Origin of the sequence: Phreatobacter sp., from assembly GCF_052440005.1 — a bacterium.
Lineage (GTDB): Bacteria > Pseudomonadota > Alphaproteobacteria > Rhizobiales > Phreatobacteraceae > Phreatobacter.
Map to the genome: position 1 here is coordinate 1 of NZ_JBQVQL010000158.1, position 5,501 is coordinate 5,501.

General features: G+C 70.4%; 8 protein-coding genes and 1 pseudogene. 3 read left to right on the plus strand and 6 right to left on the minus strand.

Translation table 11 applies throughout. The features are described from left to right. The 3 genes from ACT6XY_RS22335 to ACT6XY_RS22345 all read left to right on the plus strand — a co-directional run. Positions 1 to 648 (plus strand): (2Fe-2S)-binding protein (locus tag ACT6XY_RS22335; RefSeq protein WP_444750507.1); only part of this gene is annotated, 648 nt, incomplete at its 5' end. A gap of 55 nt (positions 649 to 703) precedes the next feature. After that, positions 704 to 1,483, plus strand: coding sequence for an SDR family oxidoreductase (locus ACT6XY_RS22340; protein ID WP_444750508.1), 780 nt, complete (start codon positions 704 to 706; stop codon positions 1,481 to 1,483). 77 nt (positions 1,484 to 1,560) lie between these two features. Continuing rightward, positions 1,561 to 1,818, plus strand: coding sequence for a hypothetical protein (locus tag ACT6XY_RS22345; protein WP_444750509.1), 258 nt, complete (start codon positions 1,561 to 1,563; stop codon positions 1,816 to 1,818). Between the two features lie 42 nt (positions 1,819 to 1,860). Here ACT6XY_RS22345 and ACT6XY_RS22350 read toward each other — a convergent pair whose 3' ends face one another. From ACT6XY_RS22350 to ACT6XY_RS22375, 6 genes and pseudogenes are all read right to left on the minus strand, one after another. After that, positions 1,861 to 2,178, minus strand: a complete 318-nt coding sequence (locus tag ACT6XY_RS22350; protein ID WP_444750514.1) for a four-helix bundle copper-binding protein — start codon at positions 2,176 to 2,178, stop codon at positions 1,861 to 1,863. A gap of 234 nt (positions 2,179 to 2,412) precedes the next feature. Next, positions 2,413 to 2,784 (minus strand): DUF1304 domain-containing protein, encoded by a 372-nt coding sequence (locus ACT6XY_RS22355; protein WP_444750510.1) that lies wholly within the window; start codon positions 2,782 to 2,784, stop codon positions 2,413 to 2,415. Positions 2,785 to 2,801: 17 nt separating this feature from the next. Beyond that, entirely contained in the window at positions 2,802 to 3,443 is a 642-nt protein-coding gene (gene metW, locus ACT6XY_RS22360; protein WP_444750511.1) for a methionine biosynthesis protein MetW, read from the minus strand. Further along, positions 3,440 to 4,615, minus strand: a complete 1,176-nt coding sequence (metX, locus tag ACT6XY_RS22365) for a homoserine O-acetyltransferase MetX (protein WP_444750512.1) — start codon at positions 4,613 to 4,615, stop codon at positions 3,440 to 3,442. Before metX ends, metW begins: the two co-directional genes overlap by 4 nt. An 87-nt stretch (positions 4,616 to 4,702) precedes the next feature. Further along, the gene (locus tag ACT6XY_RS22370) at positions 4,703 to 5,083 is read right to left on the minus strand and encodes an RNA-binding S4 domain-containing protein (protein WP_444750513.1); all 381 of its coding nucleotides are present in this window, start codon (positions 5,081 to 5,083) and stop codon (positions 4,703 to 4,705) included. Positions 5,084 to 5,102: 19 nt separating this feature from the next. Next, positions 5,103 to 5,501, minus strand: a pseudogene (locus ACT6XY_RS22375) (hypothetical protein); the annotation flags it as partial.

Sequence of the window (5,501 nt, forward strand, 5' to 3'; positions counted from 1 at the left end):
GCCGCGGCCCGCATCGGCGCGCTGGTACAGGCGGCGACCGACCCCTTCACGGGCCAGCCCGAGATGAAGGCGACGCGCGTGGCCCTGACGCGGGAAACGGTGGCCGCCGACGGCTTCCTTATCGCGCGCCGCGCGCTGCCGGTGCCCGACGGGCTCCTGTGGACCAAGGTCGCCGTGGCCGGCGGCGCAGGCCTCCTCTTCGCGGCGACCGAGCCCCCCGATGCGCCGGCGCTCCTGCGGCTCCTCGCGGCAGAGGGCTGCACCATCGCCGAGGTCAGCGATCCCGCCCGCGGCCTCTACCGGGCCGCCGCCTACCGCGACGAGGAGCTGGAGGCCGTTGTCTTCACCGGGCCCGGCGCGCGCGCGGCCTGGACGGTCGTCGAGGCGCTCTTCGGCCAGCGGTCCCTCGACGCGGCGGAGCGCCGCGCCCTGCTATCGGGTCGCGCCGCCGGAGGCATGCCCGATCCCGGCCCCACCATCTGCGCCTGTTTCTCCGTGGGGCTCGCGGCCGTTGGCACGGCGATCGCGGCCGGCGCCGCCGATGTCGACGCCGTCGGCCGGGCGACGAAGGCCGGCACCAATTGCGGCTCGTGTCGATCCGAGATCAAAAAAATCCTTGCGCAGCTGGTCAACCCCGTCCCCGCATGAGCGGCCGGCGCCGGCGGGACGAGACAAACGCCGCGCCGCATCCTATCACTCGGCCATGGACCTTGGACTGAAGGGCAGATCGGCCATCGTCTGCGGCGGCAGCCGCGGCATGGGCCGCGCGGCGGCGGAGATGCTGGCCGCCGAAGGCGTCGCGCTGACGCTCTTCGCCCGCAATCCGGAGCGGCTCGCAGCAGCGGCTGCCGACATCCGCGCCCGCTTCGACGTGCCCGTCGCCACCGTGTCCGGCGACGTCACCCTCGCCGCCGACCGCGCCCGGCTGGTCGCCACCTGCCCCGCGCCCGACATCCTCGTGACCAATGCCGACGGCATGCCGCCGGGCGACTTCCGGGCCTGGTCGCGGGAGGACTGGATCGCCGCCCTCGACGCCATGATGCTGGCCCCCATCGACCTGATGAAGGCGACCGTGGACGGCATGATGGCCCGCGGCTTCGGCCGCATCGTCAACATCGTCTCGCGCTCGGTGAAGAGCCCGCAGGCCGAGATGGGCCTGTCCAACGGCGCCCGCTCCGGGCTCGTCGGTTTCGTCGCCGGCCTGTCGCGCCAGACGGTGGGCCGCGGCGTCACCATCAACAACGTCCTGCCCGGCATCGTCGCCACCGACGCGCAGAAACACCATGTCGAGAAGCTCAGCGCCATGACCGGCCGCCCCTTCGCCGAGATCTGGGCCGAGCGCGCCGCCCAGAACCCCGCGGGCCGCTATGGCGAAGCGGCCGAGATCGGCGCCACCATCGCCTTCCTCTGTTCCGCCCATGCCGGCTTCATCACAGGCCAGAGCCTGCTCATCGACGGCGGGCAATACCCCGGAACCTATTGAGCGCGATCCCGGCGGCGCTGGAACCTTGGCCGGACCGGCCGGTTCCTCCCAAGGGGCCTTCTCAAGGAGGATCCGACATGAACGACGGCTCACGCGACGACCGGCGCACCCAGGACGCAGCGCGTTTCGACAAGGCGCAGCCGAACCAGCCCCAGCAGAACCAGGGAAGCGACAGCGGCCGGCAGCAGGGCGGCTTTCCGCACGAGGACGGGGGCTGGGGCCAGGCCGAGCAGGACCTGCTCCGCGACCAGCAGAACCCCGCCGCGATGGATGGGGACGAGGAGACCGGCGGCGGCAAGGCGCGGCAGCGTCAGGCGCGGCCCACGGGCATCTGACAGGGAAGAGGGCCGTCGCCCCATCGGGCGGCGGCCTGCCCTTCAGTGGGTGGACGCCATCCGACGGCAGCTCTCCGCGCAGCGCCGACAGGCCTCGACACAGTCGTCCATGCCGCCCAACCGCTCGCAGTCATCGGCGCACTCGGCGCAGATCTCCGCGCATTCGGCGCAGGTATGCCTGTGATGCGGCGTCCCGATCAGCATGAAGTGGGCGGAGGTGCGGCAAATTTCGGCGCAAGCCATCATCAGCGTGAAATGGCCTTTCTCGACGTGTTTGCCACCCGCCTCGAGGCAATGGCCCATGGCCGAGGACAAGCAGGTCCTGTAGCAGGCGAGACAATCCTCGATGCAGGATGTCATCGTTTCGGTCTGTCCGGAATGCATGGCGTCCTCCTTGGGGCAAGTCGACAGGCGTCTTGGGACAAGTCGGCATGCGTGGCGTCGGTGAACGCGAACCCCTGAGCGCGGCAGGCGTTCCTATCCGGCCACCGGACAGGCGCGGACGATCGTGCAGGCGAGATTGCCGTCGGGTGAGACCAGGAAGGAACGTGGCGTGCGGGCCGGGGACCGCACCAGGTCCGGCTGGCGTGGGACTCAGCTCCTGTCGCGCGTCCAGAGCACCGCTGCGAGCGCCACGGCCGCCGGCAGTGCCTGGATGAACAGGATAGAGGTCTTCGCGGTGGCGGCACCGAACATGCCGGCGACGACGACGCAGCCGAGGAAGAAGATCTGCAGCGGCACCGCCAGGTGCTTCGGCGCGATGAGGCTCCAGACGAGACCGGCGGCCAGGAAGCCGTTGTAGAGGCCCTGGTTCGCGGCGAGCACCGCCGACTGGGCGGCGAACTCCGGCGTCAGATTGAACGAGCGCTGCCCGAACGGCGTGTTCCAGAAGAACATCTCGATGACGAGAAAGCCGGCATGGAGCAAGGCCACCAGCGCAACGAGGGCCTTGGCGAGCAGCGTCATCGGATGTCTCCCTTGTGTCAGCGCTTGCCGCGCAGCTTGAACACGGCCTGTTCGCCGAAGAAATTCCAGAACCACCAGGGCGCGTTCACCCGGACCTCGCGGCCCCAGCCGTCGAGTGCGGTGGAATGGTCGATGACCGCCTCCACCTCGCGCACCAGGTCGACGAAGTCGCGAATGGTGCAGAAGTGGATGTTGGGCGTGTCGTACCAGTGGTAGGGCAGGTTTTCCGAGGTCGGCATGCGGCCGCGCGTGACGAGCTGAAGCCTCAGGCGCCAGTGGCCGAAATTGGGGAACGAGACCACCGCCTGCTTGCCGATGCGCAGCATGTGCTCCAGCACCACGCGCGGCGCCCGCGTCGCCTGGATGGTCTGCGACAGGATCACCACGTCGAAGGCGTCGTCGGGATAGAAGGCAAGATCCGTGTCCGCGTCGCCCTGGATCACCGCCAGCCCCTCGGCGACGCAGCGGTTGACGCCCTCGCGCGACAGTTCGATGCCCCGGCCGTCGACCCCCTTCTCGTCGCGCAGCAGTTTGAGGAGCCCGCCATCGCCGCAGCCGACGTCCAGCACCTTCGAGCCGGGAGCGATGAGACGCGAGACGACGAGATAGTCGGCGCGGATCGGGCCGGGCACCGCCGCCATGGTCAGGTCGGTACTCATGCGATGCCCCGGGCGCGCGCAGCCGATTCCAGGAACCCCCGCGTGATGGCGAAGAGCTCCGGCTCGTCAAGCAGGAAGGCGTCGTGGCCCTTGTCGGACGTGATCTCGGCGAAGGACACCGAGGCGCCCGCCGCGTTGAGGGCGTGGACCACGTGGCGGGAATCGGCGGTGGGGAACAGCCAGTCCGAGGTGAAGGACACGACGCAGAACCGCGTCTTGGTCCCTGCGAAGGCCTTGGCCAGCGATCCCCCGTGGTCGGCGGCGATGTCGAAATAGTCCATCGCACGCGTCACGTAGAGGTAGGAATTGGCGTCGAAGCGCTCCACGAAGGCCTCGCCCTGGTAACGCAGATAGCTCTCCACCTGGAAATCCGCGTCGAAGGAGAAGGTCGGGGCGTCGCGGTCCTGGAAGCGGCGGCCGAACTTCCGGTGCAGCGCCGCGTCCGAGAGATAGGTGATGTGGGCGGCCATACGTGCGACCGCGAGGCCGGCGCCGGGGCGCGATCCTTCCGCCAGATAGCGCCCGCCGCGCCATTCGGGATCGGCCATGATCGCCTGCCGGCCGACCTCGTGGAAGGCGATGTTCTGCGCCGAGTGGCGCGCCGCCGTGGCGATCGGCATGGCCGAGAACACCCGGTCGCGATACTGCGTCGCCCATTGCAGCACCTGCATGCCGCCCATGGAGCCGCCGACGACCGAGAACAGCGTGTCGATGCCGAGACGCTTCACCAGCATGGCCTGGGCCCGGACCATGTCCGGAATGGTGATGAGCGGCAGCGACAGGCCGTAGGGCTTGCCCGTCGCCGGATCGGTGGAGGCCGGCCCCGTCGTGCCCATGCAGCCGCCGAGCACGTTGGAGGAGATGACGAAATAGCGGTCGGTGTCGATCGGCTTTCCCGGCCCGATCATGATCTCCCACCAGCCGGGCTTTCCGGTGACCGGGTTGTCGCTGGCCACGTGCTGGTCGCCGGTGAGGGCATGGCAGACCAGAATGGCGTTGGAGCGATCGGCGTTCAGCGTCCCGTAGGTGCGGTAGGCGATCTGGAACGGCGCCAGCGCGATGCCGGCATCCAGCAGCAGCGGCTCGTCGGCTCCGAAGCGGGCGACGTCGCCGGCCGGCTGGTCGGCCTGCTGGCGGGCGAGTTCATCGGAAATGCGCCGGGGGCGAGCCATGGAGCGTGGGTTCGGGCGTTTTGCAAGACAGTCAGAGCGTTCGTTATTCCGAACAAGGCCATCCTGGCAAGCAGATTCGCCGCGCCCTCAGTCGTCGTCGCGCCGCAGGCGGTCGAGATCGCGACGGTCGGCCTTGGTCGGCCGCCCGCTGCCCGGCTCCCGCTCTGCCACCGGGGAGGGCGGCTCGAAGCGCGGCGGCTCGGGCGACAGGTCCTCGTAGATGTGCTGCGCCTCGGCATAGGGGCCGCGCCGCTCGGCGAGCGCGACCACCTTCAGCACCTTGATCCGGCCGGTCAGCGCCACCGTCACCACATCGCCGATGCGGATCGCCTTGTGGGCTTGGTCGACCCGGGTGCCGTTGAGCCGGACCGAACCGTCCTCGCAGAGGGCGGCCGCGGCGCTGCGCGTCTTCACGACGCGGGCGAACCACAGCCACTTGTCGATCCTCAGCTTGCCCGTCTCGCCCAAGCGGCCCGTCCGGACGCCGTCAGGGCTTCTTGGTCAGCGCTTCCTTCAGCGCTGCCAGCTTGGCGAAGGGCGAGTTCGGGTCGGGCTCCTTCTCACGGCGGGGAGCGCGGTCCTGCTGCGGGCGCGGGCCGCGCTGGTCGGGCCGCTCGTCGCGCTGCGGACGGTCGCGACGGTCCCCGTCGCCACCCTTGCCGCGGAAGTCGCGGCCCCGATTGTCGGGGTTGCGGTTCTCCTGGCCACCCGGGCCCTTGAAGCGGGAGAGGTCGCGACGGGGCGGCCTGCCGCCCTCGCGACGCTCGCCCTCCGGCGCACCCTCGCGCGGTGCCGGACGCTCGCCGGCCGGCTGCCCCTCGCGCGGACCCTGGTTCTGCCGCTGGCCCTCGCGGGGATTGCGGCCCTGGCGCGGGCGACCCTGGTG

What these genes read in the sequence shown, in the direction of transcription:
- ACT6XY_RS22340 (WP_444750508.1), top strand. Translation starts at nt 704, where the DNA reads ATGGACCTTGGACTGAAGGGCAGATCGGCCATCGTCTGCGGCGGCAGC.
- ACT6XY_RS22345 (WP_444750509.1), top strand. Translation starts at nt 1,561, where the DNA reads ATGAACGACGGCTCACGCGACGACCGGCGCACCCAGGACGCAGCGCGT.
- ACT6XY_RS22350 (WP_444750514.1), bottom strand. Translation starts at nt 2,178, where the DNA reads ATGACATCCTGCATCGAGGATTGTCTCGCCTGCTACAGGACCTGCTTG.
- ACT6XY_RS22355 (WP_444750510.1), bottom strand. Translation starts at nt 2,784, where the DNA reads ATGACGCTGCTCGCCAAGGCCCTCGTTGCGCTGGTGGCCTTGCTCCAT.
- metW (WP_444750511.1), bottom strand. Translation starts at nt 3,443, where the DNA reads ATGAGTACCGACCTGACCATGGCGGCGGTGCCCGGCCCGATCCGCGCC.
- metX (WP_444750512.1), bottom strand. Translation starts at nt 4,615, where the DNA reads ATGGCTCGCCCCCGGCGCATTTCCGATGAACTCGCCCGCCAGCAGGCC.